The 24,367-nt window shown below is 36.1% G+C and carries 29 protein-coding genes and 1 riboswitch; of the genes, 25 read left to right on the plus strand and 4 right to left on the minus strand.

Annotation, left to right across the window (positions count from 1 at the left end; all coding sequences use genetic code 11):
* The first annotated feature begins 84 nt into the window (after positions 1–84).
* The 6 genes from QUG14_RS26940 to QUG14_RS26965 all read left to right on the plus strand — a co-directional run bounded on the left by QUG14_RS26940 (position 85) and on the right by QUG14_RS26965 (position 6,370).
* Complete coding sequence (locus tag QUG14_RS26940) at positions 85–801, plus strand: response regulator transcription factor (protein ID WP_289343543.1); 717 nt, start codon at positions 85–87, stop codon at positions 799–801.
* Positions 798–2,579 (plus strand): ATP-binding protein, encoded by a 1,782-nt coding sequence (locus QUG14_RS26945; protein ID WP_289343544.1) that lies wholly within the window; start codon positions 798–800, stop codon positions 2,577–2,579. The genes QUG14_RS26940 and QUG14_RS26945 overlap by 4 nt, the downstream gene beginning before the upstream one ends.
* A 183-nt stretch (positions 2,580–2,762) precedes the next feature.
* A complete protein-coding gene (sigX, locus tag QUG14_RS26950; protein WP_289343545.1) occupies positions 2,763–3,314 on the plus strand; it encodes an RNA polymerase sigma factor SigX in 552 nt (183 codons plus the stop codon).
* A complete protein-coding gene (locus tag QUG14_RS26955; RefSeq protein ID WP_289343546.1) occupies positions 3,289–4,479 on the plus strand; it encodes a negative regulator of sigma-X activity in 1,191 nt (396 codons plus the stop codon). The genes sigX and QUG14_RS26955 overlap by 26 nt, the downstream gene beginning before the upstream one ends.
* A 212-nt stretch (positions 4,480–4,691) precedes the next feature.
* Entirely contained in the window at positions 4,692–5,414 is a 723-nt protein-coding gene (locus QUG14_RS26960; protein WP_289343547.1) for a peptidoglycan DD-metalloendopeptidase family protein, read from the plus strand.
* A gap of 91 nt (positions 5,415–5,505) precedes the next feature.
* Positions 5,506–5,637, plus strand: a riboswitch (FMN riboswitch).
* Positions 5,638–5,800: 163 nt separating this feature from the next.
* Positions 5,801–6,370 (plus strand): ECF transporter S component, encoded by a 570-nt coding sequence (locus tag QUG14_RS26965; protein ID WP_289343548.1) that lies wholly within the window; start codon positions 5,801–5,803, stop codon positions 6,368–6,370.
* Between the two features lie 120 nt (positions 6,371–6,490).
* Here the strand turns inward: QUG14_RS26965 and QUG14_RS26970 are convergent, their stop codons facing one another.
* Positions 6,491–6,739: a ferredoxin gene (locus QUG14_RS26970; RefSeq protein WP_223591608.1), complete on the minus strand. Its 249-nt coding sequence runs from the start codon at positions 6,737–6,739 to the stop codon at positions 6,491–6,493.
* 234 nt (positions 6,740–6,973) lie between these two features.
* On the opposite strand from QUG14_RS26970, the gene QUG14_RS26975 reads away from it, so the two are divergent.
* From QUG14_RS26975 to QUG14_RS26995, 5 genes are all read left to right on the plus strand, one after another.
* Positions 6,974–8,020 carry a YpbB family protein gene (locus QUG14_RS26975; protein ID WP_289343549.1) on the plus strand — a complete coding sequence of 349 codons (1,047 nt, stop codon included), beginning with the start codon at positions 6,974–6,976 and terminating at the stop codon, positions 8,018–8,020.
* On the plus strand, positions 8,011–9,519 hold the full coding sequence (locus QUG14_RS26980; RefSeq protein WP_289343550.1) for a RecQ family ATP-dependent DNA helicase: 1,509 nt from the start codon (positions 8,011–8,013) through the stop codon (positions 9,517–9,519). The genes QUG14_RS26975 and QUG14_RS26980 overlap by 10 nt, the downstream gene beginning before the upstream one ends.
* On the plus strand, positions 9,516–10,124 hold the full coding sequence (locus QUG14_RS26985; RefSeq protein WP_289343551.1) for a CPBP family intramembrane glutamic endopeptidase: 609 nt from the start codon (positions 9,516–9,518) through the stop codon (positions 10,122–10,124). The genes QUG14_RS26980 and QUG14_RS26985 overlap by 4 nt, the downstream gene beginning before the upstream one ends.
* Entirely contained in the window at positions 10,117–10,746 is a 630-nt protein-coding gene (locus QUG14_RS26990; protein WP_289343552.1) for a LysM peptidoglycan-binding domain-containing protein, read from the plus strand. Before QUG14_RS26985 ends, QUG14_RS26990 begins: the two co-directional genes overlap by 8 nt.
* An 87-nt stretch (positions 10,747–10,833) precedes the next feature.
* Complete coding sequence (locus QUG14_RS26995; protein ID WP_289343553.1) at positions 10,834–11,289, plus strand: DUF2663 family protein; 456 nt, start codon at positions 10,834–10,836, stop codon at positions 11,287–11,289.
* 29 nt (positions 11,290–11,318) lie between these two features.
* On the opposite strand, the gene QUG14_RS27000 is transcribed toward QUG14_RS26995, so the two are convergent.
* From QUG14_RS27000 to QUG14_RS27010, 3 genes are read right to left on the minus strand one after another with little or no spacing between them, the layout of a single operon-like run.
* Positions 11,319–11,888: a manganese catalase family protein gene (locus QUG14_RS27000; RefSeq protein WP_289343554.1), complete on the minus strand. Its 570-nt coding sequence runs from the start codon at positions 11,886–11,888 to the stop codon at positions 11,319–11,321.
* 40 nt (positions 11,889–11,928) lie between these two features.
* Positions 11,929–12,189 carry a spore coat protein CotJB gene (locus QUG14_RS27005; protein ID WP_289343555.1) on the minus strand — a complete coding sequence of 87 codons (261 nt, stop codon included), beginning with the start codon at positions 12,187–12,189 and terminating at the stop codon, positions 11,929–11,931.
* Positions 12,186–12,416, minus strand: a complete 231-nt coding sequence (locus QUG14_RS27010; RefSeq protein ID WP_289343556.1) for a spore coat associated protein CotJA — start codon at positions 12,414–12,416, stop codon at positions 12,186–12,188. The genes QUG14_RS27005 and QUG14_RS27010 overlap by 4 nt, the downstream gene beginning before the upstream one ends.
* A 140-nt stretch (positions 12,417–12,556) precedes the next feature.
* Between QUG14_RS27010 and QUG14_RS27015 the strand changes: the two genes are divergently transcribed.
* The 14 genes from QUG14_RS27015 (at position 12,557) to QUG14_RS27080 (ending at position 24,292) form a co-directional block, all read left to right on the plus strand.
* The gene (locus QUG14_RS27015) at positions 12,557–13,189 is read left to right on the plus strand and encodes a CBS domain-containing protein (RefSeq protein WP_289343557.1); all 633 of its coding nucleotides are present in this window, start codon (positions 12,557–12,559) and stop codon (positions 13,187–13,189) included.
* A gap of 57 nt (positions 13,190–13,246) precedes the next feature.
* The gene (locus QUG14_RS27020) at positions 13,247–13,489 is read left to right on the plus strand and encodes a hypothetical protein (protein ID WP_289343558.1); all 243 of its coding nucleotides are present in this window, start codon (positions 13,247–13,249) and stop codon (positions 13,487–13,489) included.
* A gap of 69 nt (positions 13,490–13,558) precedes the next feature.
* Positions 13,559–14,326: a metallophosphoesterase gene (locus QUG14_RS27025; RefSeq protein WP_289343559.1), complete on the plus strand. Its 768-nt coding sequence runs from the start codon at positions 13,559–13,561 to the stop codon at positions 14,324–14,326.
* 48 nt (positions 14,327–14,374) lie between these two features.
* Positions 14,375–15,286: a MerR family transcriptional regulator gene (locus tag QUG14_RS27030; RefSeq protein ID WP_289343560.1), complete on the plus strand. Its 912-nt coding sequence runs from the start codon at positions 14,375–14,377 to the stop codon at positions 15,284–15,286.
* A gap of 71 nt (positions 15,287–15,357) precedes the next feature.
* Entirely contained in the window at positions 15,358–15,945 is a 588-nt protein-coding gene (locus tag QUG14_RS27035; RefSeq protein ID WP_289343561.1) for a genetic competence negative regulator, read from the plus strand.
* 216 nt (positions 15,946–16,161) lie between these two features.
* Positions 16,162–17,439: a Glu/Leu/Phe/Val family dehydrogenase gene (locus QUG14_RS27040; protein ID WP_289343562.1), complete on the plus strand. Its 1,278-nt coding sequence runs from the start codon at positions 16,162–16,164 to the stop codon at positions 17,437–17,439.
* A gap of 86 nt (positions 17,440–17,525) precedes the next feature.
* Positions 17,526–18,494: a YpdA family putative bacillithiol disulfide reductase gene (locus QUG14_RS27045; RefSeq protein ID WP_289343563.1), complete on the plus strand. Its 969-nt coding sequence runs from the start codon at positions 17,526–17,528 to the stop codon at positions 18,492–18,494.
* Positions 18,495–18,514: 20 nt separating this feature from the next.
* Positions 18,515–19,471, plus strand: coding sequence for an asparaginase (locus tag QUG14_RS27050; RefSeq protein WP_289343564.1), 957 nt, complete (start codon positions 18,515–18,517; stop codon positions 19,469–19,471).
* Positions 19,472–19,565: 94 nt separating this feature from the next.
* Entirely contained in the window at positions 19,566–20,255 is a 690-nt protein-coding gene (prsW, locus tag QUG14_RS27055) for a glutamic-type intramembrane protease PrsW (protein WP_289343565.1), read from the plus strand.
* A gap of 90 nt (positions 20,256–20,345) precedes the next feature.
* Positions 20,346–21,266, plus strand: coding sequence for a spore cortex-lytic enzyme (gene sleB, locus QUG14_RS27060; RefSeq protein WP_289343566.1), 921 nt, complete (start codon positions 20,346–20,348; stop codon positions 21,264–21,266).
* Between the two features lie 13 nt (positions 21,267–21,279).
* Positions 21,280–22,632, plus strand: a complete 1,353-nt coding sequence (gene ypeB / locus QUG14_RS27065) for a germination protein YpeB (protein ID WP_289343567.1) — start codon at positions 21,280–21,282, stop codon at positions 22,630–22,632.
* Positions 22,633–22,697: 65 nt separating this feature from the next.
* Positions 22,698–22,877: a YpfB family protein gene (locus QUG14_RS27070; RefSeq protein ID WP_289343568.1), complete on the plus strand. Its 180-nt coding sequence runs from the start codon at positions 22,698–22,700 to the stop codon at positions 22,875–22,877.
* Positions 22,878–23,033: 156 nt separating this feature from the next.
* Entirely contained in the window at positions 23,034–23,708 is a 675-nt protein-coding gene (gene cmk, locus QUG14_RS27075; RefSeq protein ID WP_289343569.1) for a (d)CMP kinase, read from the plus strand.
* A 2-nt stretch (positions 23,709–23,710) separates the two neighbouring features.
* The gene (locus QUG14_RS27080; RefSeq protein WP_289343570.1) at positions 23,711–24,292 is read left to right on the plus strand and encodes a lysophospholipid acyltransferase family protein; all 582 of its coding nucleotides are present in this window, start codon (positions 23,711–23,713) and stop codon (positions 24,290–24,292) included.
* The last annotated feature ends 75 nt before the right edge of the window (positions 24,293–24,367 follow it).

A 24,367-nucleotide genomic window follows, 5' to 3' on the forward strand; every position in this document is an offset into this window, starting at 1 on the left:
CGACACTTTTAATACAGACATTTATAGTTTGATATAGATAATAATAGTCACATTTTGTAAAATAACTGCATGGGGGGATTAATAATGGATAAAGAAGTGAAAATCTTAGTAGTAGATGATGAGGAAAGAATCCGCCGTTTACTAAAAATGTATTTAGAGCGTGAAGAATATTCCATTGACGAAGCAGAGGATGGAAATGAAGCTTTAACGAAAGCGATTGCAAATGATTATGATGTAATACTTTTAGACTTGATGATGCCTGGTAAAGACGGTATAGAAGTTTGCCGTGAATTACGTGAAAAGAAAGCTACGCCTGTTATCATGTTAACAGCAAAAGGTGAAGAAGTTAATCGAGTACAAGGGTTTGAAGTAGGTACTGATGACTATATTGTTAAACCATTTAGTCCGAGAGAAGTAGTATTACGAGTAAAGGCATTATTAAGAAGGTCTTCTCAAACTAGTTATCTCCAAACCGATACAACAACTAAGGATGTTATTGTATTCCCGCATTTAACGATTGACAATGATGCACATAGGGTATTGGCAGATGGTAAAGAGGTCAGTTTAACTCCAAAAGAATATGAACTACTATATTTCCTTGCTAAATCACCGGACAAAGTATTTGAACGTGAGCAATTACTCAAAGAAGTTTGGCATTATGAATTTTTTGGGGATTTACGTACGGTTGATACACATGTAAAACGTCTCCGTGAAAAATTAAATAAAGTCTCTGAGCAAGCTGCCAGAATGATTGTTACGGTTTGGGGAGTAGGCTACAAATTTGAGGTCGTTAATGAATGACCTTTTTACGGAGTGTAGTTGGTAAACTTTGGTTTACCATCATATTTTTGGTTGCCTTTATACTTTTCATCTTAACTGTGATGCTTCTAGAATTTTTTGAGAATAACAATATTACGGAAACCAAAAATGATTTAACTCATCAGGCACAAAAAATAGCTAAAGTATTGGAAGGACATCCCGATGAGCAATTTCCCTTAGGTCTAGAAATCTCTTGGGAAATAATCGATGATTTTACTAAAGTGGTCATTATTAAAAATGAAGATGAAATCTATTTCTCTCCTAACTCGGAAAAATCAGTGAAATTATCGGTACCAGAAATCCGCAATGATGTCGAGCTGTCTAAAGTATTTGAGGAAGACATCATTGTAGAAAAGGTTGCAAAGCTTACAACTAATGATTCGGAGCAGGATAGTGCAAAATACTCGATTATAGGTGTTCCGTTGCATGTGGATGATGAGCAAAATGGTGCTGTTTTTATCTATCAATCCCTGGAAATTATCCAAGAAACTACACATTCAACAACTAATTTTATCTTACTTGTTGCTGGTGTTGCTATTATCCTAACAACTATTTTTGCCTTCTTTTTATCTACAAGGATCACAGCCCCATTAAGAAAGATGAGAGAGGCTGCCTTTGAAGTGGCAAGAGGAAAATTCGATACGAAAGTACCGATACTTACTCATGATGAAATTGGGGAACTTGCCACTGCTTTTAACCAAATGGGGCGCCAACTAAAGTTCAATATGAATGCGCTGAGTCAGGAAAAAGAGCAACTTGCGAGTATTTTAAGTAGTATGGCGGATGGCGTTATTACATTTAATCGAGATGGAACCATTTTAATTACCAATCCACCTGCTGATCGATTTTTGCAATATTGGTACTATGAAAAAGGGGGAGCCGGTTCACCTTCAGAAGAAATTCCAACACAGGTAATGGACCTTTTTCAACAAGCCGTTGATACTGAGACTGAACAAGTTGGTGAAATTTCTCTTCAAGGACGTCACTGGGTCATCCTAGTTAGTCCCCTTTATAGTAACCGATTTATTCGTGGAGCAGTAGCTGTTCTTAGAGATATGACTGAAGAGCGGGTATTAGAAAAAATGAGGAAAGATTTTATTGCCAATGTTTCACATGAACTAAGAACTCCTATTTCCATGTTACAAGGCTATAGTGAAGCCATTGTTGACGATATTGCGGAATCTCAGGAAGAGAAAAAGGAAATGGCAAAAGTCATCTATGATGAATCCTTGAGGATGGGGAGGCTTGTTAATGAATTGCTTGATCTTGCAAGAATGGAAGCAGGTCATATTCAATTAACGTTTGACGAAGTTAACCTCCCATCATTTATGAATAGAATCGTTCATAAATTTCAAGGACTGGCCAGAGACAATGAAATTCAACTTAGTGCCGAATTGGAGAATAATCTACCTGATCTATTATTTGATCCCGATCGGATTGAACAAGTACTAACAAACTTACTTGATAATGCCATAAGACATACTCCACAAGGTGGTTCGGTTAAGTTACTTGTAAAAAAGGATGATTTCGGGATAAAAGTGGAAGTGTCTGATTCAGGTTCAGGTATTCCAGAAGAAGATTTACCATTTGTTTTTGAACGTTTTTATAAAGCAGATAAAGCTAGAACTCGAGGCAGGGCAGGTACAGGATTAGGACTAGCGATTGCCAAAAATATTATTGACGCACATCGTGGGCATATCACAGTGCAAAGTAAAATTGGACAAGGAACGACATTTGCCTTCTTACTTCCACGAAAATAAGAAAAAAATGGCGATTTCTCTTGATTCACGGGAAACATATTTATAAACACTAAACTCATCTTTTAGATGGGTTTTTTGTTTTTGCTGTATGCCTTCACATTTTCACTTAAAAAGTCTATATTTAAATTGTGTAACTTTTTGTACATAAGTATCGACTAATTCTATGAACGGGGAGGGGAATGGATGGACTCCGTTTTCGATGAACTATATCAAAAATATCATCAGGACGTTTTTCAATTTCTATTTTATATGGTAAGAAACAAAGAACAGGCAGAGGACTTAGTTCAAGAAGTATATATTAGGGTTTTTAAGTCCTTTCACCGTTTTGAAGGGAAAAGCAGTGAAAAAACATGGCTATTTTCTATTGCGCGTAATGTTGCAATTGATTCTTTCCGCAAGCAAAAAGGCTGGAAAGGAAGAATCCTTGAAAAGTTTGATTGGTCTACTAGTCAGGTAAAGGATGAGTATCCGATACCTGAAGAGATTATGATTCAAAAGGAAGAAGTCAAATGGATATATAAATGTTTAGATCATTGCACTGTAGACCAACGTTCAGTTGTCATTTTACGTTTTTTAAACGATTTATCAATATCCGAAACTGCCCAAGCGCTAGGGTGGACTGAAAGTAAAGTGAAAACAACACAGCATCGTGCCCTGAAAGTATTAAAGAAGGATATGGAAATGTTGAGTGAAAAGGAGGGATTAGAGAGTGAAGAAGTCAGAGTGGAGCGATAAACAGCTCGAAGAATTACTAAGGCAAATGCCAAAAATACAAGATCATCGCAATCCTCGTGACATATACCAAAATCTTTCCAGTAAAAAGAGAAAAATGCCCACATGGATTATTCCGAGTTTTGCTACGGCAGCAGCATTACTCCTTTTCTTCTTATTGGTTCCTAGACTGTTAGATGAAACACAAACACAATATTCCCTTGATAGTGCCAAGCAAGAAGAGTCTGCAAGTGATGAAAAGATAAGCCTCTCTGAAGATAAATCTTCGCTAATGAGGGAAAAAGAAGATACTGCACGAAATGAGAATGGGATAGCAGGCAATGAACCTAAAATACTGATGACCGGAAGTAAAACCGCGTTATACGATGATGACGTTGGAAATGGAACAGCAATCACTTATTGGATTCCTGATTCCCAAGCCCAAATACTAGTACCCGTTACTATTGTTGTTACTCCTGATACTACTAAAAATTGGTTAACGGTTTTTACTGAATCAATGGAATTATTAAAGGAAGAAGAGTGGGGATTGACAGATTATTATCCTTTAAATGCGAAGTTTGAATTGGATAATAAAACCAATACTGTAATTGTAGACGTCCCTGTTGATCATCAGTATGGAGAAGGTTCAACTTCTGAAACAGGTTTCATAAATTTATTAGAGAAAAACATTGCTTCGAATAGTCAGGTAAACAAAATATTACTAACTACCAATGGTAATCCTGGAATTGAATTTGGTAATTTTGGCTTAATAGAAGAAATTGTGGTTAAACCTAAAGGAAAACATGCCTATTTCTTTCATACACCTGAAGGAATGACAACCACCTATCTCGTTCCTTCGACAAGTACTTATCAAGATATTGACACTGCTTTGGATGCAATGAAGACGGACCAGCCAAAGATTGGCTTAACAGCTTCATTAGTTCCATCCTTTCCGATAAAGGAAGTTAAAGTCCAAAATAATAAACTAATTATTAATTTTGATCAAGATACACCAATGGAGAATACTCAAGATGCAGTTTCCTCCTTTGAAGCAATATTATTAACTGCAAAGGAATTTGGATTCGAAACCATAACCATTTTAAATGCACCTATTAAGCTTTTAGGACCGTTTGATTTATCTAAAGATATAAAAGTTCCAATTGCAGCTAATTATCTTCAAAATCAATAAATGAGATGAAAAAAGATTGGCCAATAAGCGGTTAATCTTTTTTTATTTTTAGGGAGATTACACTTTTCAATTTTTAATGAATAAAAAACCATTTCTCTCCAAATTATAACAAGTATGCTTAACCGCTCTTCTGCAACTATTTGTTCTAAACATCTAATGGTAAACATATGGTGTGTGGAAGAGAGGACAAGATTAAGGAGGAAAAAAATCAAATGCGAGACTACATAAGGCGGCTTTTAATCGCCGCAATTATGGCGCTTTGTGTCGGTTTACTATTTTTAGGTGGAAAGCAGACCGAAGCGAGTATGCAGGATGGAAATGAAATAAGAGTTGGATGGATATGGCCCACAGATGGTGTCATATCTGATACATATGGGACAAGACATGGAACACATAAGGGTATTGATATTGCGGGGAATTTAAACGCACCAATCGTTGCAGTTGAGGATGGAGTTGTCGCTAAGTCTTATTTTTCAAATTCGTATGGTAATGTGATATTTATTAAACATCCCAACAACTATGTTACAGTATATGCTCACTTAAACAGTCGTCTTGTTCATGAGGGTCAACAGATTAAACAGGGGGACAGAATCGGGACAATGGGAAGAACCGGTGAATCAACTGGAGTTCATCTCCACTTTGAGAGTCATCAAGTGGAATGGACATTTGATAAGAAAAATGCCATTGATCCTGAAAACCTGCTTGGTCATACCGAGGTAGGTGTGGCAGTAAAAGGTGGAAGGTCAAGTAATACGGAAAGTTTGGCCGCAAGTACGAATATTAAAGGTGACCAAGCCCAATATATTGTACAAGCAGGCGACACACTGTCTTCCATTGCAAGGAAAAGCAACTTAACAGTTAAAAAACTTAAGGAAGTTAACCAACTAAAATCAGATCTTATCCGGCCATCGCAAGTTTTAGTGATACATAAATAATTTATTTTTACGCTAACCGTCATAATGGGTTAGCGTTTTTTCTTTTCAAAAAGAAAATTTATTAGTATAATTAAAAAGAAATTAAATATCGATCTATCTTCGGGGCAGGGTGAAATTCCCGATCGGCGGTATTAGAGTAAAACTCTTTAGCCCGCGAGCCTTTATGGCAGGATTTGGTGCGATTCCAAAGCCGACAGTATAGTCTGGATGGGAGAAGATGGAGGTTCTGCGACGTTCAAAAAATGCTGGTATTTCGAACGTTTATTAAGAGTGCCTTTGAAAACTCCCTCAAGATATATTTCTTGAGGTTTTTTATTTTTACTAGGTACCCTTATCAATGCTGAACCTCTCTTCCTAACTTGATGGGTCAAAAAGGAGAGAGGAAAATGAAGAAAAAAATGAGTGTCAAAGCAATTGTTTCAATTGGAATGCTGAGCAGTATCGCATATCTTTTAATGCTATTAAATTTCCCGCTACCGCCATTTCCAAATTTCTTATTTATTGATTTTAGCGATATCCCAGCATTAATCGCAGCTTTGATTTTTGGACCTGTTGCAGGAATATTAGTGGAGTTTTTTAAAAACGCACTCAATTATATTGCAACTGGAAGTGCAACGGGAGTTCCTGTTGGTCATATTGCTAATTTTCTAGCTGGAATTTTGTTTGTACTGCCTACTTATTATGTATACAACAAATTGAGAACTAGAAAAGGCATGACACTTGCACTAATTGTAGGAACGCTTATTATGGCGGTAATGATGAGCCTGTTAAATTACTTATTCATTTTACCTGCATACACCTCGCTATTGAAGTTCCCGGACATGCGGAATTTAGTAGTACCGGCAATCTTACCATTCAATATAATAAAAGGCATAATCATGTCTTCAATATTCATGCTGCTATTCATTAGAATGCAGTCGTGGATTAATAAATTAACAACTATAAAAAGTGCTTAAAAACAAGAAAGAAATCAGGAGCCTCCTGGTTTCTTTCTTGTTTATAGTTAAAGGAGAATAAAAAACCTCCGCCTGAGAATGGCGGAGGTAGCAGCTTAACAATATTTTAATGACAAAATATTATTCGAATTTCGTTGGGTTGCCGTCAAATGGTTCGTCAGCAACTTTAATTGAATCGGTTGGACAGCCTTCGAAAGCATCCATCATATCATCAACTAAAACATCAGGGATTTCAACAATACCCTCATTATCATCAAGAGTTACGAATGCAATACCCTCATCATCATAATCGTAAATGTCTGGTGCAGCTGCTCCACATGCACCGCATGCAATGCAAGTCTCTTTGTCAACAATCGTATACTTTGCCATGAAAAAAAAACCTCCCAATAAAATAACTTACTATCTTCCATATATAATGGAAACGCATTACTCATTCCTATTGTAAAACTCTATGAGTAACTTTTCAATAGAAAAATGCTATATAGGAATTTGGTTCCGCTAATCTTCCACATTTTTTAGCAACACGTCATTCAGTTTCATGATAGAATAGGGATAGAAAAATAGGTGATTTTGTCGATTATAAGCAAATAGTGGTGGAATGGAATGTGTAAAATGGAAAACATTTTGTTATATTGTTTAAAACAAATAAACGGTGAAAGAACAATTTATTCCATCTATCATCTTTTAAACGGAAAAAAATCATCACAAACACTTCAGGACGCACATTTGTTTTCACTCAAAAAGTTCTTTCGGATTCTTGATCCTTTAACACGTGAAACGTTTGATGAAATGATCAACAATATAGTAGAAAAAAAACTTGTGGAACCCTGTGGAGAACAAAGGTACAAACTTACTAATGCAGGGCATGATTACTTAACAAATGAATCACTGCCCAAGTATATAAATGGATGGAGATTTCACCCCTATACATTGTTAGTGTGGGAAAGACTGTCACTGTTAATTCAGGTAGTTTCTAACATAACATTCCAAGAATCTAAATACATCCCAATTCAAAAAAATACTGAGGTTCATAATTGGTTAAAAGTATTTTTAAAACGCACTTCCATACCAAAACAGAAGTTAGGGGAAGTTCTCTTTTTGGAACTAGTAGCTTGTCTTGAACAGGCCAGCGATATTAACCCTGCCGTACTGGTATATCGATTAACTGGTTATCAGCAAATTGGATTGACTTCCATGCAAACATCTAAAATGCTGAATATTGATTCAGTACAATACCATCTTGAATTCACTAATATTCTTCATTATTTGATTCAATTCGTTGAAAATGATCCTTCTCGTTTTAAGGTATTATCATCGTTGCTTGCTAACTTGCAGCAAGAGGATTCGTTAACTCTTTCTTCTCGTAAAACATGGATACTTTTAAATCAAGGATGTTCTTCGGAAGAAATTGCACGTATACGCAATTTAAAAATCAGCACGATTGAAGATCATCTTGTGGAATTTGCGTTAAATGTGGAGGGATTTTCCATTAATACCTATGTTGACGTAGATGTTCAACGGAAAATATTAGAAATTTCACGTCAACAAGAAACTAGACAGCTAAAAGTAATTAGGGATACTCTTAAAACAGCCTCCTATTTTCAAATTAGGCTCGTTCTCGCAAAGTATGGTGAAAGAAAATGGAATTAGAAAAAGTATTATTTAAACATTTTGGTTATCAGACATTTAAAACGGGGCAAAAGGAAGTAATTTCGTCTCTACTGGGAGGAAATCACACCATTGCAATGTTGCCAACAGGGACTGGTAAGTCATTATGTTACCAACTTACGGGTTATTGTCTTGCAGGGCATATATTAATCATATCACCTTTGTTATCTCTTATGCAGGACCAGGTTGAGCAATTAATGAAGTTTGGTGAGAAACGGGTAATTGCTTTAAATTCTTTTCTTGATTCAGAAAAAAGAGGTTATGTATTACGTAATTTAACAAAATACAAATATATTTTTATCTCACCAGAAATGTTACGTTTACCAGCTATTATGAAAAAGTTGCAAGGTCTTGACATATCGTTATTTGTAGTGGATGAGGCACATTGTATTTCTCAGTGGGGATTCGACTTTCGCCCAGAATACTCGAAGTTAGGAGAATTTCGACGTAAACTTGGGAATCCCCTAACCCTTGCGTTAACAGCGACTGCCACAAAAAAAGTTAGCGAGGATATTATCCAGTCTCTTGACTTAAAGGAATATAACAAGATTGTTTCGACAATTGACCGGCCCAATATTGCTTTTTATGTGGAAGAAGTACCTAACTACCATGATAAACAATCAAGGTTACTAGAATTAGTTCTTCAGTTACAAAAGCCGGGAATTGTCTATTTTTCGAGTAAAAAGGTTGCGGAACAGATGGCTTCTCTGTTAGCAGAGAAGGGAACTAGCAGAACAATGGCCTATCATGGAGGCTTAGATCAGGAACAAAGAATCTTAATCCAACAACAGTTTATTCATGGACAACTAGATGTTATCTGTGCTACAAGTGCATTTGGTATGGGGGTTAATAAGGAAAATATTCGATTTATCATTCACTACCATATGCCAATGCAAATCGAATCGTACCTGCAAGAGATCGGCAGGGCAGGTCGTGATGGCGAGGCCAGTATTGCAGTTTTACTATATTCACCTGGTGATGAACAACTTCCTTTACAGCTTGCAGAAGGAGAACTGCCGTCAGAGTTGCAAATTGACTGGCTGTTCTCACACTTTCCACAGGGAGAATGGCCAAATGATTATTTTCTAGACGAAAATCAATATTTAAGGGAGCAAGGAGGCTTTTCCGAGGTTCAATGGCGTATTATTCAGGACTTCATAAAAAATCCTCAAGGCATTCCTAATCTCGAGCACTTAAAGCTAAAAATAAAGGAATTTGTAAATGAAAGATTAAAAGTAAAGAAGGAAAGTATTCATTTCCAAAAAAAATGGATTAAGTCAAAGTCATGTAGAAGGGATTTAATCCTAGATTACTTTGAAGAAGATGCAGGAACAGTAGAAATAAGGAATTGCTGCGATGTTTGTGGTATTGGTTTAAATCAATACCATGCAAAGGACACTGTACAATCTCATCATCTAAATGAAGGAATGTGGAAAGATTATTTAGCTAAAATTCTTCTAAATAGTGGGTTGAGTGAATGAAAAATAAATATAATGAACTAATCCAAGGATTAACGGATAGAGAACTACTCTTCCATTTATATATGACCCAAATCATATTACTGGTTATCACTTTTATTTTAGGGATACTTTTGTATGATCATTTTTCCTTTATGCAGGCAATTGATATTTCGGATCTAAGAATCTTGTCTATTGGCGTTCCTGCTGGGGTAGCCATTGTTCTAGTTGATATACTTTTAATGAAAATGCTTCCGCCGCACTTTTATAATGACGGTGGTTTGAACGAAAGAATTTTTAAAAATAGAAGTGTCATTCACATAATTTGGATTGCGGCATTTGTAGCAATCAGTGAAGAATTACTATTTCGAGGTATTATACAAACAAAAGTTGGGCTTATTCTAGCTAGTCTCATATTTGCCATTATTCATTATCGTTACCTTTTTAATTGGTTTTTATTTTCTAATATAGTAATCCTTAGTTTTTTCATTGGATTCATTTATGAATGGACGAACAATTTAGCGATTACCATGGTTACTCATTTTATTATTGATTTTTTATTAGGGCTTTATATTAAATATAGACACTCCATTGATGTCGATGAACAGGAGCGACTACTTCATGAATAAAGAAGAACCTTTCAGAAACCAAGCAGAACGGCTTAAACAGCGAATTGAAAAAATTAATGAAGAAACAACGGAAGTTCGCGACCAATTACCTCCTAGAGAACAGATTCATAGGGAAAAACGAAAGAAAACGAAAATAAAAGTAAAGTATCCAATTATTCGTATATTGGTGTTATTTTTTATCCTCCTTCCCATCGTTATTTTTAGTGCTTATTCTTACCTTGAAGAGGGAAAGAGTAATAGACCAGAGAAAGTCTCTGGGGATTCTTCTGGTTACGAGGTCATTAATTTTGAAAAGTCTGAAACAGAAAGCACCGCGGAAACGAACGTTGAAGAAAAAACAGTGGTAGAGGATGAAGCGGCAATCGAGGTTCAACAGCCGATTATCCCTGATACTTCAGTTGAGAGCCCAGTTTCAACTGCCAAAGGCACTGACAAAAATAGTTCAACGAAAGATTCAAGTAATGTTATCTATCATACGGTTAAAAAGGGAGAAAATCTTTATAGGATATCTTTGAAGTATTATCATTCAAAAGCTGGAGAGGATATCATCCGAAAAGCGAATAACCTAAAAGGGAATGAAATCTATCTAGGCCAAGTCTTAGAAATCCCGTTAAATAAGTAGCCGGTCACATCCTGACCGGTTTTTTCATGCAAATTTTTCATAATTTATCGGACAAGTTCATATTTATGTTAAAGAGGTGGTTAAAGAATGGATAAACCAATAATTTTACTTGAACATACAGATGATGCGACAAAACAAATGTTAGAAAATGTCCGGAAAAGAAAGGATAAATTTGATACAGCGAAAAGATTGCATTATTTATCCATTTATTCAATGCTGCTATTTGCTTTCCTATTTTTTAGTTATTTCTATTTTATTATTGCTAAACAGTACTCTTATTCTTTCTTTGCTATGTTCTCAGCTTCTGTTAGTGACGCTATTAATATTGGTTTGTTGGCAATTACAGCAATTTTATATGGGGCGATGAATGTATTACGGCAGCAAAAGGACAAAAAAGAAAAAGAGTACCAAGAATTAAGGTGTGAAATTGTAAATCGGAGTAAGGATTTATGGAAAAAGGAAGAACATTGGAAAAATCGCCATATTGATTTCGAAATAATGAAAAAAACCTATGATATTAATCTTTATCATGAAAAAAAATAAGAAGCAGCAACGTCTGCTTCTTATTGTAATTAAAAGAACGTTTTCTTACCTTGTTCATCTTTTAATATTTCTACAGCCTCGCGGAACCGTTGAGAATGGATGATTTCACGTTCTCGAAGGAACCTTAGACCTTCGTTTAAATCCGGATCATCGCTTAGATTAATAATCCATTGATAAGTGGCCCGCGCTTTTTCTTCTGCTGCAATATCTTCATAAAGGTCCGCAATTGGATCACCTTTAGCTTGTATATATGCAGCAGTCCATGGTACCCCAGATGAATTTTGATAATAAAGAGCATTATCATGAATGGCATAGTGGTCACCTAAGCCTGCTGCTTTCATCATTTCAGGAGTGGCGTCCTTCGTGAGTTTATATATCATTGTGGCAATCATTTCCAGATGTGCGAATTCCTCTGTACCAATATCCGTTAATAATCCAATGACTTTATCTGGGATGGAATATCGTTGATTTAAATACCGTAATGCTGCTGACAGTTCACCATCTGCACCACCATATTGCTCCACTAAATATCTAGCTAGTGTTGGATTACAAGTGCTTACACGGACCGGATATTGAAGCTTCTTTTCATATATCCACATCTATACATTTCCCTCCCACAGTTTTATTAAAGTAGTAGTTCTAAACCTGCCAAGGCCAAGGTGGCTCGTTCCAGTTCCATGGATGTCCGGAGTAACTGTTCCCAAATTGCTGAAGTGGACCAAATTGACTTTCAAATGCCTTTTTTATTGTTTTTCTTTCTTTTGCATAATGGTTGAATTGCTTAATGGCTTCAAGATCATCAGGATGTGTGTCTAAATACAGAGTTAATTCCACTAATACAAAGTCAACCGCTTGAAGTTGTTCCATTAATTGGTAGTATTCTGCTGGAATTTGTTTCATCTACCTATTCCCCCTTTAGCTTTTTCAAAAGGGTTGTAGTATGGATCGTAAAATGGTTTCCATAGAGTTCCGGCTCTTAGTGCTTCGAGTGGTGTGAATTGTGGAAGGTTTGGCGGCTGGAATCCAATATATAGATTCGGTGGAGTTGAATACGTTTTTTCTGGGATCGGTTTACAGGGGTCAAACGGACCAGCAATCGGACAATATGTTTTATATAGAGTAAACATTGTCTCCCTCCCTTAGTAAATATCATTAATAAATATGATATTAATCATGATTCATGACATAAATATTGAAAAAAAAGGATAATTCAAAGTTTTGTTGAAGTATAATATGAAGGTAGGATATTTCATAGAGGTGATGGAAAGTGTTTGTAAAAAATATGATGATCCCAGGGCATGCCTGTGTGACGGTTCAGGAAAATACGACATTGGCGGTTGCATTAGAACAGTTGGAAACGCATCAAATTGATGGATTGCCAGTTTTACAAGGAGAAAAATATGTAGGTGTTGTTACACGTTATAATATTTATGCAAACTACTTTTCTTCGGGAAAACAGAAGGATGAATATTTAAGTGGCATCACTGTTAAGGAGATTGCTACACATCAAGAGAAGTACTTATTAGGTGAAGAAGTTTTTGAAAAAACACTTCTTGATTTAAAAGACTTTCCGTTGTTAGCTGTAGTTGATCCAAATCGTAAATTTCTTGGAGTTGTTACACGTTCTGATGTACTTTCCACCTTTCAAAGTGCTTTTGGAGTAAATCGCCCAGGAGTTAGAATTGCCTTTACATCTGTAGAAACAGAGGGGCGTATTGCACGGCTATCTGAAATTGCACATCACTTCCATGAACATATAATTTCACTTGTGACGTTTGATGAGACCGATAAATTGGTTCGGAGAATGGTAATGAAGGTTGAAAAGAAAGATAATATTGACAGGTTTACAAAGAAACTTGAAGAGCAAGGTTTCCGCATCTTAAGTATTCAGGAAGACTAGACCTTCAAAGTGGATAGAATTGAAATCCTTCTCATACATTGTATGGGAGGGATTTTTGTGCTGAGGATAATTTGGCGGCTATTATTAATTCTGTTGTGTGTTTATTTATTTATTGAATGGTTTCCAATTACTTTCCCGATTGTTTTTGAGGATATTTTGGTAGGACCGATTATTTATCCATTGGAATTTTTTGCTGCCTCAATTGCTTTTTTCTTTGGATTAGTCATGCTTGTACAATTATTACATGAGGTTCTTCATTTTATGAATAAGATAGTAATGAAAAGACGGAGGAAACGTTAGCCTTGTTTGGTTTTAGCATCTTTTATGGTATGATTTTGAGTAGACATTAAGAATGGAAAAGGGGAAATTATGGGTTATATTATTGTTTTGCTTCTGATTCTGGGAGCGGGTCTGATTTTGTATATGGTAAAAGAAGCCTTTGGAAATCATTTGATCGAAAATGTAATGTCTTTTGAGGATTTTCCCAAGTCGTTCGGAAGTGTATCAATTTTTTTCATCTCTGATATTCACAAGCGTCTTATTTCCGATGATATTATTACTGCTGCTATGGGAAAAGCCGATATCGTTGTAATTGGCGGGGATTTAACTGAAAAGAATGTTCCGTTTGAAAGGGTCAAGAAAAACCTTGAGAAGTTAAAAAAGTTAGGTCCCGTTTATTTTGTTTGGGGAAATAATGATTATGAGACCGACTACCGTAAATTAGATGCTATTCTATTGGATTCAGGAGTAAAAGTATTAGATAATACAGCTGCAACTTTTGAATCTGTGGACGGAGAAAAATTATCCTTGCTTGGTGTGGATGACTTAAATCAAGAGCGAGACAGACTGGACTTGGCATTATTAGATGCGGAAGATAAAAGTTTTAAGATACTAGCAAGTCATTATCCAGATATCACAAACAAAATATTTCCAGAACATAATATAAGACTAGTATTAAGTGGTCATACCCATGGAGGACAAATACATATTTTGGGTTATAGTCCATATGAGCAAGGAAAAGTTGAAAAATTAGTAAACACTACTTTATTAATTAGCAATGGTTATGGAACAACAGGAGTTCCATTAAGATTAGGGGCACCGGCACAGTGCCATTTAATAACGCTGAAAAATGGTTAGAATAAATCTTTTCAAGAATGGTTTGGTGAAATATCGGAGGAATTTTAGATGGCCGATCAAGAAGGTAAGTACAATATTAAAGCTGCTGCATTAATACTAGGGATTCAGCCAGGGACACTAAGAGCATGGGAAAGACGATATCATATGATTGCACCTGTTCGTAATGATGCAGGACATCGTTTATATACAGAAGAGCATATAAAGATATTAAAGTGGTTAATAAAGAAGGTAAATCAGGGTTTTACCATAAGTCAGGCTATTTCCTTAATGAGTAATAACCAAGTACAAATGGACTCAGAAGCTTTAAACCTCAAACAAGGTAATTCATTAAATGGGTTAATGGACACTCTTTATGACGCCTTAATCCACTTTGAGCATGAAAGGATAAACGAAGTACTTAATACAATGTTCAGTACCTTTACAATGGAAAAAGTGGTTATTGATATTTTTAGCCAGGTCCTTATGAAAATTGAGGATTCTTTTATTTGTGGAAAAATAACCAATTCTCAAAGGAATTATTCTTTATCATTAATAAAAGCACGAATCACAACGATTATTCATAGCTTTCCATTCAATGTACATTATAACAAAGCGGTATTTCTTACATTCTCGGAAAAAAGTGATGACTTTGGTCAGCTTTTATTCCACTTTTATCTAAGAAAACGCGGGGTTGAGGTTATAAATATAGGTGCTTATTATTCTCAAGAGGATCTAAACTTAACATTGGATATCATTCATCCTGATTTAATTATCATCTCATTAGGGGAGCAGAAAGACTTAAATAAGGCACTTTCACTTATTGAAATGCTGACCTTAAATCATCAAGACCTCACCATTGGTCTTACCTCTGTATCAATTACTACAATGAAACCCACAGAAAGGGAATATTTCTCACCATATATTATTGGAGAAACAATTAATGAATGGGAAATGTGGCTAATGGAACGGATGGTATTTTAGACAAAGCACCAACCAACGCCATTGACATACACTAGGGATAAGAGTTATGTCACGGCAGGGGGCAAAAGAGCATGCGCTTAGAACGCTTAACAGTCAATAAGATTAAAATTTTTTTAACCTCTGATGATTTGATGGAAAGGGGACTTTCCAAGGACGATATTTGGAAAGATTCAATAAAATGGCATCAACTTTTCCGCGATATGCTGGAGGAAGCAAGTGAGGAATTTGATGTAGAAATTCAGGGTTCTGTAGCAGTTGAAATTTTCTCCTTGCAGGCACAAGGAATGATTATGATAATAACGGTTGACGAAAATATGGAAGAAGAAGAAGAAGAAATATTATTTGATGGCTATGTAGAAATGCAAGTCAGGGTTGAAGGCTGTGAAAATCTGCTTTATCAATTCGAAACAATAGAAGATATTATCGGTCTTTCTCACATGCTGTCTTCACTGCATGTTAATGGTGGCAGTTTATTTTCCTATAACAATCAATATTACCTACTTATGAATAATATAGATTCATCCATAATAGAAAAAATTGCTGCATTTTTATCTGAGTACGGAAATCCTTCCATTCTTAGTTCGCATGTACTTGCTGAATACGGTAATCAAATTATTAAGGATAATGCGGTGGAAACAATTATAAAATACTTTAAGTAGATTTAATATTTCGAGGAATTTTAAGAAGGAGTCCACCGCTCCTTTTTTGTTTTTTCTTTTGAATTTTCCCTTTTCTTAAAGCAATGTTAGCGTTTACAAAATTAACTCAAAAATAGTGAAAAGTGTATTTTTCATCTTGCATAAATCTATTAGTCGTGTATACTTGTGTCTGAAAGCGACAACATTTGTTAAAGTGATTTCCTAGGAGGTTTACAGATGGTAGCCGAAAAAAGTAATGAAAAAACTAATCAAGAGGAACAAAATAATGTGTTAACTTCAACACAAACAGTTATACATAAAGCTCTTGAAAAGTTAGGTTATCCTGAAGAAGTATATGAGCTCTTAAAAGAGCCGTTACGTATGATGACAGTGAAAATCCCAATAAGAATGGATGACGGATCAATAAAAATATTTACCGGTTATCGTGCACAGCATAACGATGCAGTCGGCCCAACTAAGGGTGGAATTCGTTTTCATCCCAATGTTTCGGAGACGGAGGTAAAGGCACTATCGATCTGGATGAGTTTGAAGTGTGGAATTGTTGATCTTCCATATGGCGGTGGAAAAGGTGGAATTATTTGTGATCCACGTGATATGTCATTTAGAGAGTTAGAAAGATTAAGTCGTGGATATGTACGAGCCATAAGTCAAATTGTTGGCCCTACAAAAGATATTCCGGCACCAGATGTTTTTACAAATTCTCAAATTATGGCATGGATGATGGATGAATATAGTCGTATTGATGAATTTAACTCTCCTGGTTTTATTACCGGTAAGCCTCTTGTTCTTGGTGGCTCACACGGTCGAGAATCTGCTACTGCTAAAGGTGTAACCATTTGTATACGTGAAGCAGCTAAAAAGAAAGGAATTCAAATCGAGGGTGCCAGGGTTGTTGTACAAGGTTTTGGCAATGCAGGCAGCTATTTATCTAAGTTCATGCATGATGCTGGGGCTAAGGTAGTTGGTATTTCTGATGCCTACGGTGCTTTATATGATCCAGAGGGACTTGATATTGATTATCTTTTAGATCGTCGTGATAGCTTTGGAACGGTAACGAAATTATTTAATAATACGATATCAAACAAGGAACTCCTAGAACTAGATTGTGACATTCTTGTTCCTGCAGCCATAGAAAATCAGATTACTGCTGAAAATGCTCATAATATACGTGCAAGCATAGTGGTTGAAGCTGCAAACGGACCAACTACACTTGAAGCAACGGAAGTTTTAACAGAGCGTGGGATTTTATTAGTACCAGACGTACTCGCTTCTGCTGGTGGAGTAACTGTTTCCTACTTTGAATGGGTTCAAAATAATCAAGGTTATTACTGGTCTGAAGAGGAAGTAGAAGAAAAACTCGAAAAAGTAATGGTAAAATCATTTAACAATATATTTGATACAGCACAAACCCGTCGTGTAGACATGCGCTTAGCAGCCTATATGGTTGGCGTTAGAAAAATGGCTGAGGCTAGCCGATTCAGAGGTTGGATTTAAAGCTTAATGATTGAAACATACGAACAAAACTCCTATCATATGACGGTAGGAGTTTTTTGTGGAATAATAAATTGAGGTGATCAATTTTGCAACTAGAAGATATTATTATTGTCGGAGGTGGACCATGTGGTTTAGCAGCTGCTATTGCCTTTAAAGAAATTGGGCATAATCCGCTCATTATTGAAAAAGGGAATGTAGTGAATGCTATCTATCATTACCCCACTCACCAAACATTTTTTAGTACAAGTGAAAAGCTGGAAATCGGAGATGTTCCATTTATTACAGAAAGCTATAAACCTAAACGAAACCAAGCGCTCGTATATTATCGTGATGTTGTTAAGCGTAAACAACTTCGTGTTAATTCATTTGAAAAAGTAGTAAAGGTTGTTAAAGTAGAAACAGGTTTCCAAGTAATTACCAATAAACAGACATATCAAGCTAAATTTGTTGTGATTGCTACTGGCTACTATGACCACCCAAATTTCATGCATGTTCCCGGGGAAGATTTACCGAAAGTGTCCCATTATTTTAAAGAAGCTCACCCCTATTTCGATAAGGACGTATGTGTGATAGGCGGTAAGAACTCCAGCGTCGATGCCGCTCTTGAACTGGTTAAAGCGGGTGCCAGGGTAAGTGTGCTATACCGTGGACAAGAGTATTCCTCAAGCATTAAGCCGTGGATTCTCCCAGAATTTGAGGCTTTAGTACGAAACGGCATTATAATGATGGAATTTAATTCGCATATCATAGAGATTACGAAAGACCAAGTAAGATATAAAAAGGATGGAGAAGAAAAGACTATATTTAATGATTTCGTTTTTGCGATGACCGGTTATCGACCTGATCACTCTTTTTTAAAAGATATGGGGATAAAAATTGACGAGGAAACTGGAAGACCACTTTTTAATCCTGATACAATGGAAACGAATATAAAAGGTATTTATATCGCAGGAGTCATTGCTGCAGGTAATAATGCCAACGAAATATTTATTGAAAATGGAAGGTTTCATGGAAATCTGATTGCACAATCAATCAAAAAAAACTTAAAAAGGTAAACAAAGGGTGATAAGAATCTATGAAAAAGGTTGTATTGTTAACTACGGGTGGGACGATTGCTAGTAAACCCAATAGGGATTCAGGGAAATTAGCTTCTGGAGAACTAACAGGTGAAGAACTAGCGGCCATGTGTAACCTGCCGAAGGATATTGAAGTTGTGGTTGAATCCGTATTTCAAAAGGCAAGTATACATATTACATTTGAAGATTTAGTGGAATTAAAGAATAAAATTATCGAATATTATAAGGACGAAAAGGTTTCTGGAGTAGTGGTAACTCATGGAACAGACACCCTTGAAGAAACAGCATACTTTCTTGATTTAACGATTTTGGATCCACGTCCAGTGGTCATTACAGGATCACAGCGTTCTCCAGAAGACTTAGGAAGCGATGTTTACATAAATTTAAGACATGCTATATATTCGGCCTGTTCAGAGGATTTACAGAATGCAGGTGCTGTTGTCGTGTTCAATGAACGAATATTTGCTGCCCGCTATGTAAAAAAAGAACATGCCTCCAATATTCAGGGGTTTAATGTATTTGGGTTCGGCTATCTAGGAATAATCGATAATGATGTGGTGCATATCTTCCAAAAGCCAATAAAGCGTGAATATTTTGCTATACAGTGTCCTATACCCCAAGTCGAAATTGTAAAATGTTATATTGGTGGTGACGGCAAATTTATTAAGGCAGCGAGAGAATCCGGAGTTAAGGGTATTATCCTTGAGGGTGTTGGCCGTGGGCAAGTAGCTCCACTAATGATGGAGGAGATAGAAAAGTCACTTTCAGAAGGAATTGTTTTGGTGATTACAACAAGTGCTGAAGAAGGTTCGGTGTATACCACTTATGATTATAAAGGTAGTGCGTATGACCTATATAAAAAAGGGGTAATCCTCGGAAGTGACAATGACTCCAAAAAGGCAAGAATTAAATTAGCTGTTGCGCTGGCTAGCGGGCTCGAGAAAATAAATTTTTAATTAGTAAATCTTAAATGGATATAATCTTTCATTTAATTAATGACAATATCGTGTTAGGATTAAGTATACGAATTATTTGAAATGAGGATTATCCATGCTGGGAATATTATCAGCCGGCATCGCCCCTGGACTGGCCTTGCTGAGCTATTTTTATTTAAAAGATGAATATGAGACAGAGCCAATATCTGTAGTGATGAAGACATTCATGTACGGTGCTCTTTTGGTGTTTCCAATCATGTTTATTCAGCATGTGTTCCATACGGAGAACGTTATTAAATCTGGATTTATTGAAGCCTTTCTATCCTCGAGCCTGCTCGAAGAGTTTTTTAAATGGTTTATCCTATTCTATGCGATTTACCAACATGTTGAGTTAGATGAACCATTTGATGGTATTGTATATGGCGTGGCTGTTTCCCTTGGTTTTGCCACTGTAGAAAACATATTTTATTTAATTGCGAATGGGATCGAACATGCAATGGCAAGGGCATTGCTTCCTGTCTCTAGTCATGCCCTGTTCGGGGTGATTATGGGATTTTACATGGGAAAAGCAAAGTTCACAGAAGGAAAAAAAGCAAAGTGGATATTAGCTTCTTTACTTTTGCCTTTCATCCTTCATGGATCTTATGATTATATTTTAATTTCACAAGAAAACTGGATTTATATTATTTTACCTTTTATGATCTTTCTTTGGTGGTTAGGCCTAAGGAAGGTTAAAATGGCGAAAATCTTAACGACAAATCATAAGAAAAAACAATATTCAACTCAAAATTCCTTTCATTCTTAAATGAAGGGAATTTTTTTTTGAATAAATATGGCATTAAAACAAAAAATAGGCTTACATCTAAAAAGATTTACAACTGGGGGTTACTTTACCATGAAGAAGAAGATAGTTAAATTTACTGTTCCAATCTTTATCTCCCTTTGTATCATCCCATTTACATTCCTGGAGGACAACCGGGCATTTGCATTCTCTAATCAGATTATTCAACAAGGCGCAGTTGGAGATGATGTCATTGAACTTCAATCTAGGCTTCAGTATTTGGGATTTTACAATCGGAAAATTGATGGAGTGTTTGGATGGAGCACCTATTGGGCACTAAGAAATTTTCAATATGAGTTTGGACTACCCATTGATGGCCTTGCTGGTACGGATACAAAAGCAAAATTAGCTAAAGCAAGTAAGTATGATAAAAAATTTGTAACCGAACAAATCAATAAAGGGAATAAATTTACTCATTACGGCGGAGTTGAACAGAAAAAGCAGGTTGCACCTAAACCAAATGCAAAGACTCAAACACCTGCTAAGGCTCCGGCTAAAACGCCAGCGAAAGAACCTGCCAAAGCACCAGCTAAGACAGCTAATCCAAAACCGGCTGCACCCAAAGCAGCCCCTAAAGCGGCACCAAAAAAACCAACTGCTGCGAATACACCAGGCGGTTTCTCAAGTAACGATATCCAATTGATGGCAAATGCAGTCTATGGGGAAGCACGGGGAGAACCTTATACAGGACAAGTTGCAGTAGCTGCCGTTATCTTGAACCGTGTTAATAGTGTATCCTTTCCAAATACTGTTTCTGGAGTTATTTTCGAACCAGGTGCCTTTACTGCCGTCGCAGATGGACAAATTTGGCTGACTCCAAATGAACAAGCTAAAAAAGCAGTACTGGACGCAATCAATGGCATTGACCCTACCGGGGAAGCCCTATATTATTTTAATCCCGCAACTGCAACGAGCAAGTGGATTTGGTCCAGACCACAAATTAAAAGAATCGGAAAACATATTTTTTGCGAATAGAGGGGTGAAAAGGATGATCAGAGGAATAATCATAGGTGTTTTAGCGGTGGGTGTTGCAGGTACTGCCTACTGGGGTTATCAAGAACATCGAGAGAAAAATGCAATTCTGTTAAATGCTGAAAACAATTATCAACGTGCTTTTCATGATCTAACTTATCAAATGGATATGCTTCACGATAAAATTGGGTCAACTCTTGCGATGAACTCAAGGCATTCCCTATCACCTTCGTTGGTGGAGGTTTGGAGATTAACATCGGAAGCACATAGTGATGTGGGCCAACTTCCTCTAACATTGCTTCCATTTAATAAAACGGAAGAGTTCTTGGCTCAAATTGGAAAGTTTAGTTATCAAACTGCGGTGAGAGATTTAGATAAAGAACCTTTATCAGAAGAGGAGTATGAAACGTTAAAGGTTTTATACAAACAATCTGGTGATATTCAGAATGAACTTCGTAATGTACAGCACATGGTATTAGAAAATAATCTACGTTGGATGGATGTTGAACTTGCGTTGGCATCAGGAAAGGAAACTACAGACAATACGATTATTGATGGATTTAAAACAGTTGAAAAAACTGTATCAGGCTATGACGAAAGCGATTTCGGCCCGAGTTTTACCAATATGCAAAACAAGGACGAAAATTTCAATAAAATAAAAGGAAAAACCATTTCTGAAAAAGAAGCCGCTAGTATTGCGAAAAAATATATGAAATTTGATGGCAATGCTGAAGTAAAAGTAACAGAGAATGGTAAAGGTTCGGATTATGGTTTTTATAGTGTATCAATACGAAACAAAAAAACTGGCCAAGAGGGCAGTATAGATATCACAAAAAAAGCAGGATATCCTATATGGTTTATTAATCACAGAGAAGTAGCCAAACAGAAAATTAGCTTAAATGATGCAAATCTTAAAGCTGCGGCTTTTCTAAAGGAAAATGGCTATAAAAATCTAGAGTTGTTTGAGAGTATGCAATATGACAACACAGGTGTCTTTAATTTCGTCACCAGTGAAAATAATATTAGGATTTATCCTGAGGCTATCAAGGTTGAAGTGGCACTAGATAATGGCAATATAATAGGTTTCTCGGCAGAGGAATATTTAAAATCATTAAATGATACAAGAAAAATTGAGAAACCAGTGCTAACTAGTGAACAAGCTAGGGCAAAGGTAAATCCTAGATTTAAAGTCATGGAAGAGAGACAAGCGGTTATTGTTAATGATTTAAACAAGGAAGTCTTGTGTTATGAATTCCTAGGTACTATTGAAGATGACACGTATCGAATTTTTATCAATGCTATAGACGGTGTTGAAGAGGAAGTTGAGAAGTTAAAGAATGCAGAGGAAGTTTACGACGAGGTTGTTTAGAGACTTGGAATAAAATCATACCATCACTCCAATAATAGTAGTAATTGGTAGTTTGGAGTGATGGTATGAAAGTGGTTGAAAGAGTATTAATAAAGGTAGTTATAATCCAATTTATCTTTCTTTTTTTAGCGCAATTTTTTTTACATCAGTTAGATATTTTTCCACAACTAGATCAGTTAACAAAATATGAGGGAGTAAATGAAAGTACATTTACTGAAATTTTACAAACCTTCAACGGTGATTAAAAAAGCAGGAATCCTGCTTTTTTTTTATTGTCAAAGTGGGAAAAGTAAATAAGAAATTCAAATATAAAAGTGCTAAAAAAAAGAAGCATTGACCTTTCTTATGGTAAAATAAATATATGGGCGTACAAGACGATCATGAATGACTTAGGAGGATTTATGAATAAAAAAATATCAATTGCCATCGACGGCCCTGCCGCTGCAGGCAAGAGTACAGTAGCAAAAGTTGTCGCTGAAAAGTTATCCTACATATATATCGATACAGGAGCAATGTATCGTGCCTTGACTTATAAAGCAATAGTTAACAACATTAATCTAGAAGATGAGAACTTTTTATTAGACACTTTACTAGCAACCAAACTAGAACTTTATCCTTCACCAAACGGACAATTGGTTTTTCTTGATAATCAAGAAGTGACAGAAGCAATTCGATCATCTGAAGTAACGAATTCTGTTTCGATTGTAGCCAAACACCAAAAGGTTCGGCAAGAAATGGTGAGAATGCAGCAATCCTTTGCTATAAACGGCGGAGTTGTAATGGATGGAAGAGATATAGGAACGCATGTACTTCCAAATGCGGAAGTAAAAGTCTTCTTACTTGCAAGCGTGGAAGAGAGAGCAGTTAGACGCCATACGGAGAATCTTCAAAAAGGTTACCCTTCTAATTTAGAACAATTAATGGAAGAAATTGCCCGACGTGATAAAATAGATTCGGAACGAGAATTTGCACCATTAAAGAAGGCAGAAGACGCAATTGAGATCGACACGACATCCTTGACTATCCCTGAAGTTGTTGAAAAAATAATGGCTCTTGTGCATGAAAGGGTTGGATAAGTGTGACGTTTTATTCGTTTGCTAGATCTGTTGTTGCTGGAGTAATTAAACCGTGGTACAGAATTGAAGTTATTGGATTAGAGAATTTTCCTAAAGATGGAGGAGTGCTTCTTTGCACGAATCATATTCATAATTTTGATCCTTTGGTGGTGGGTATTACAGCACCTAGACCTGTTCATTTTATGGCCAAGGAAGAAATATTCAAAGTTCCTGTTTTGGGAAATGTCGTTAGAAAGTGTAATGCATTCCCAGTAAAAAGAGGAATGGGGGACAGGGAAGCATTAAGATCTGGCTTAAAGGTATTAAAAGATGGATATGTTTTCGGACTTTTCCCGGAAGGAACTAGAAGTAGAACAGGTGAAATTGGAAAAGGGCTATCGGGTGCTGGTTTTTTTGCATTACGAACAGATGCCAATGTGCTGCCTTGTGCCATCATAGGACCATATAAAAGTTTCGGTAAGTTAAAGGTGGTTTATGGTAAGCCAATTGCTATGGATGATATGAGAAGTAAGAAAGCATCAGTTGAAGAGGTAACTGAATTAATTATGTCTGAAATCCATAAACTTTTAAAAGAGCACCGATAGCTTCTACTTGACAAAATACTCTATTTGTAAGAAGTTAATAAAAAGAGATTTTATTAGAATATTCACTCGTTTATT

This window comes from Neobacillus sp. CF12, from assembly GCF_030348765.1.
Taxonomy (GTDB): Bacteria; Bacillota; Bacilli; order Bacillales; family Cytobacillaceae; genus Neobacillus.

Coding starts and splice junctions, on each gene's coding strand:
- QUG14_RS27035 (WP_289343561.1), top strand. CDS start 15,358: ATGCGCTTAGAACGCTTAACAGTCAATAAGATTAAAATTTTTTTAACC.
- QUG14_RS26975 (WP_289343549.1), top strand. CDS start 6,974: ATGTGTAAAATGGAAAACATTTTGTTATATTGTTTAAAACAAATAAAC.
- sleB (WP_289343566.1), top strand. CDS start 20,346: ATGAAGAAGAAGATAGTTAAATTTACTGTTCCAATCTTTATCTCCCTT.
- QUG14_RS27070 (WP_289343568.1), top strand. CDS start 22,698: ATGAAAGTGGTTGAAAGAGTATTAATAAAGGTAGTTATAATCCAATTT.
- QUG14_RS26980 (WP_289343550.1), top strand. CDS start 8,011: ATGGAATTAGAAAAAGTATTATTTAAACATTTTGGTTATCAGACATTT.
- QUG14_RS27010 (WP_289343556.1), bottom strand. CDS start 12,416: ATGTTTACTCTATATAAAACATATTGTCCGATTGCTGGTCCGTTTGAC.
- QUG14_RS27030 (WP_289343560.1), top strand. CDS start 14,375: ATGGCCGATCAAGAAGGTAAGTACAATATTAAAGCTGCTGCATTAATA.
- QUG14_RS26990 (WP_289343552.1), top strand. CDS start 10,117: ATGAATAAAGAAGAACCTTTCAGAAACCAAGCAGAACGGCTTAAACAG.
- QUG14_RS27000 (WP_289343554.1), bottom strand. CDS start 11,888: ATGTGGATATATGAAAAGAAGCTTCAATATCCGGTCCGTGTAAGCACT.
- QUG14_RS27005 (WP_289343555.1), bottom strand. CDS start 12,189: ATGAAACAAATTCCAGCAGAATACTACCAATTAATGGAACAACTTCAA.
- QUG14_RS27040 (WP_289343562.1), top strand. CDS start 16,162: ATGGTAGCCGAAAAAAGTAATGAAAAAACTAATCAAGAGGAACAAAAT.
- QUG14_RS27050 (WP_289343564.1), top strand. CDS start 18,515: ATGAAAAAGGTTGTATTGTTAACTACGGGTGGGACGATTGCTAGTAAA.
- cmk (WP_289343569.1), top strand. CDS start 23,034: ATGAATAAAAAAATATCAATTGCCATCGACGGCCCTGCCGCTGCAGGC.
- ypeB (WP_289343567.1), top strand. CDS start 21,280: ATGATCAGAGGAATAATCATAGGTGTTTTAGCGGTGGGTGTTGCAGGT.
- QUG14_RS26995 (WP_289343553.1), top strand. CDS start 10,834: ATGGATAAACCAATAATTTTACTTGAACATACAGATGATGCGACAAAA.
- QUG14_RS26960 (WP_289343547.1), top strand. CDS start 4,692: ATGCGAGACTACATAAGGCGGCTTTTAATCGCCGCAATTATGGCGCTT.
- QUG14_RS26985 (WP_289343551.1), top strand. CDS start 9,516: ATGAAAAATAAATATAATGAACTAATCCAAGGATTAACGGATAGAGAA.
- QUG14_RS26940 (WP_289343543.1), top strand. CDS start 85: ATGGATAAAGAAGTGAAAATCTTAGTAGTAGATGATGAGGAAAGAATC.
- sigX (WP_289343545.1), top strand. CDS start 2,763: ATGGACTCCGTTTTCGATGAACTATATCAAAAATATCATCAGGACGTT.
- QUG14_RS26945 (WP_289343544.1), top strand. CDS start 798: ATGACCTTTTTACGGAGTGTAGTTGGTAAACTTTGGTTTACCATCATA.
- QUG14_RS26965 (WP_289343548.1), top strand. CDS start 5,801: ATGAAGAAAAAAATGAGTGTCAAAGCAATTGTTTCAATTGGAATGCTG.
- QUG14_RS26970 (WP_223591608.1), bottom strand. CDS start 6,739: ATGGCAAAGTATACGATTGTTGACAAAGAGACTTGCATTGCATGCGGT.
- QUG14_RS27025 (WP_289343559.1), top strand. CDS start 13,559: ATGGGTTATATTATTGTTTTGCTTCTGATTCTGGGAGCGGGTCTGATT.
- prsW (WP_289343565.1), top strand. CDS start 19,566: ATGCTGGGAATATTATCAGCCGGCATCGCCCCTGGACTGGCCTTGCTG.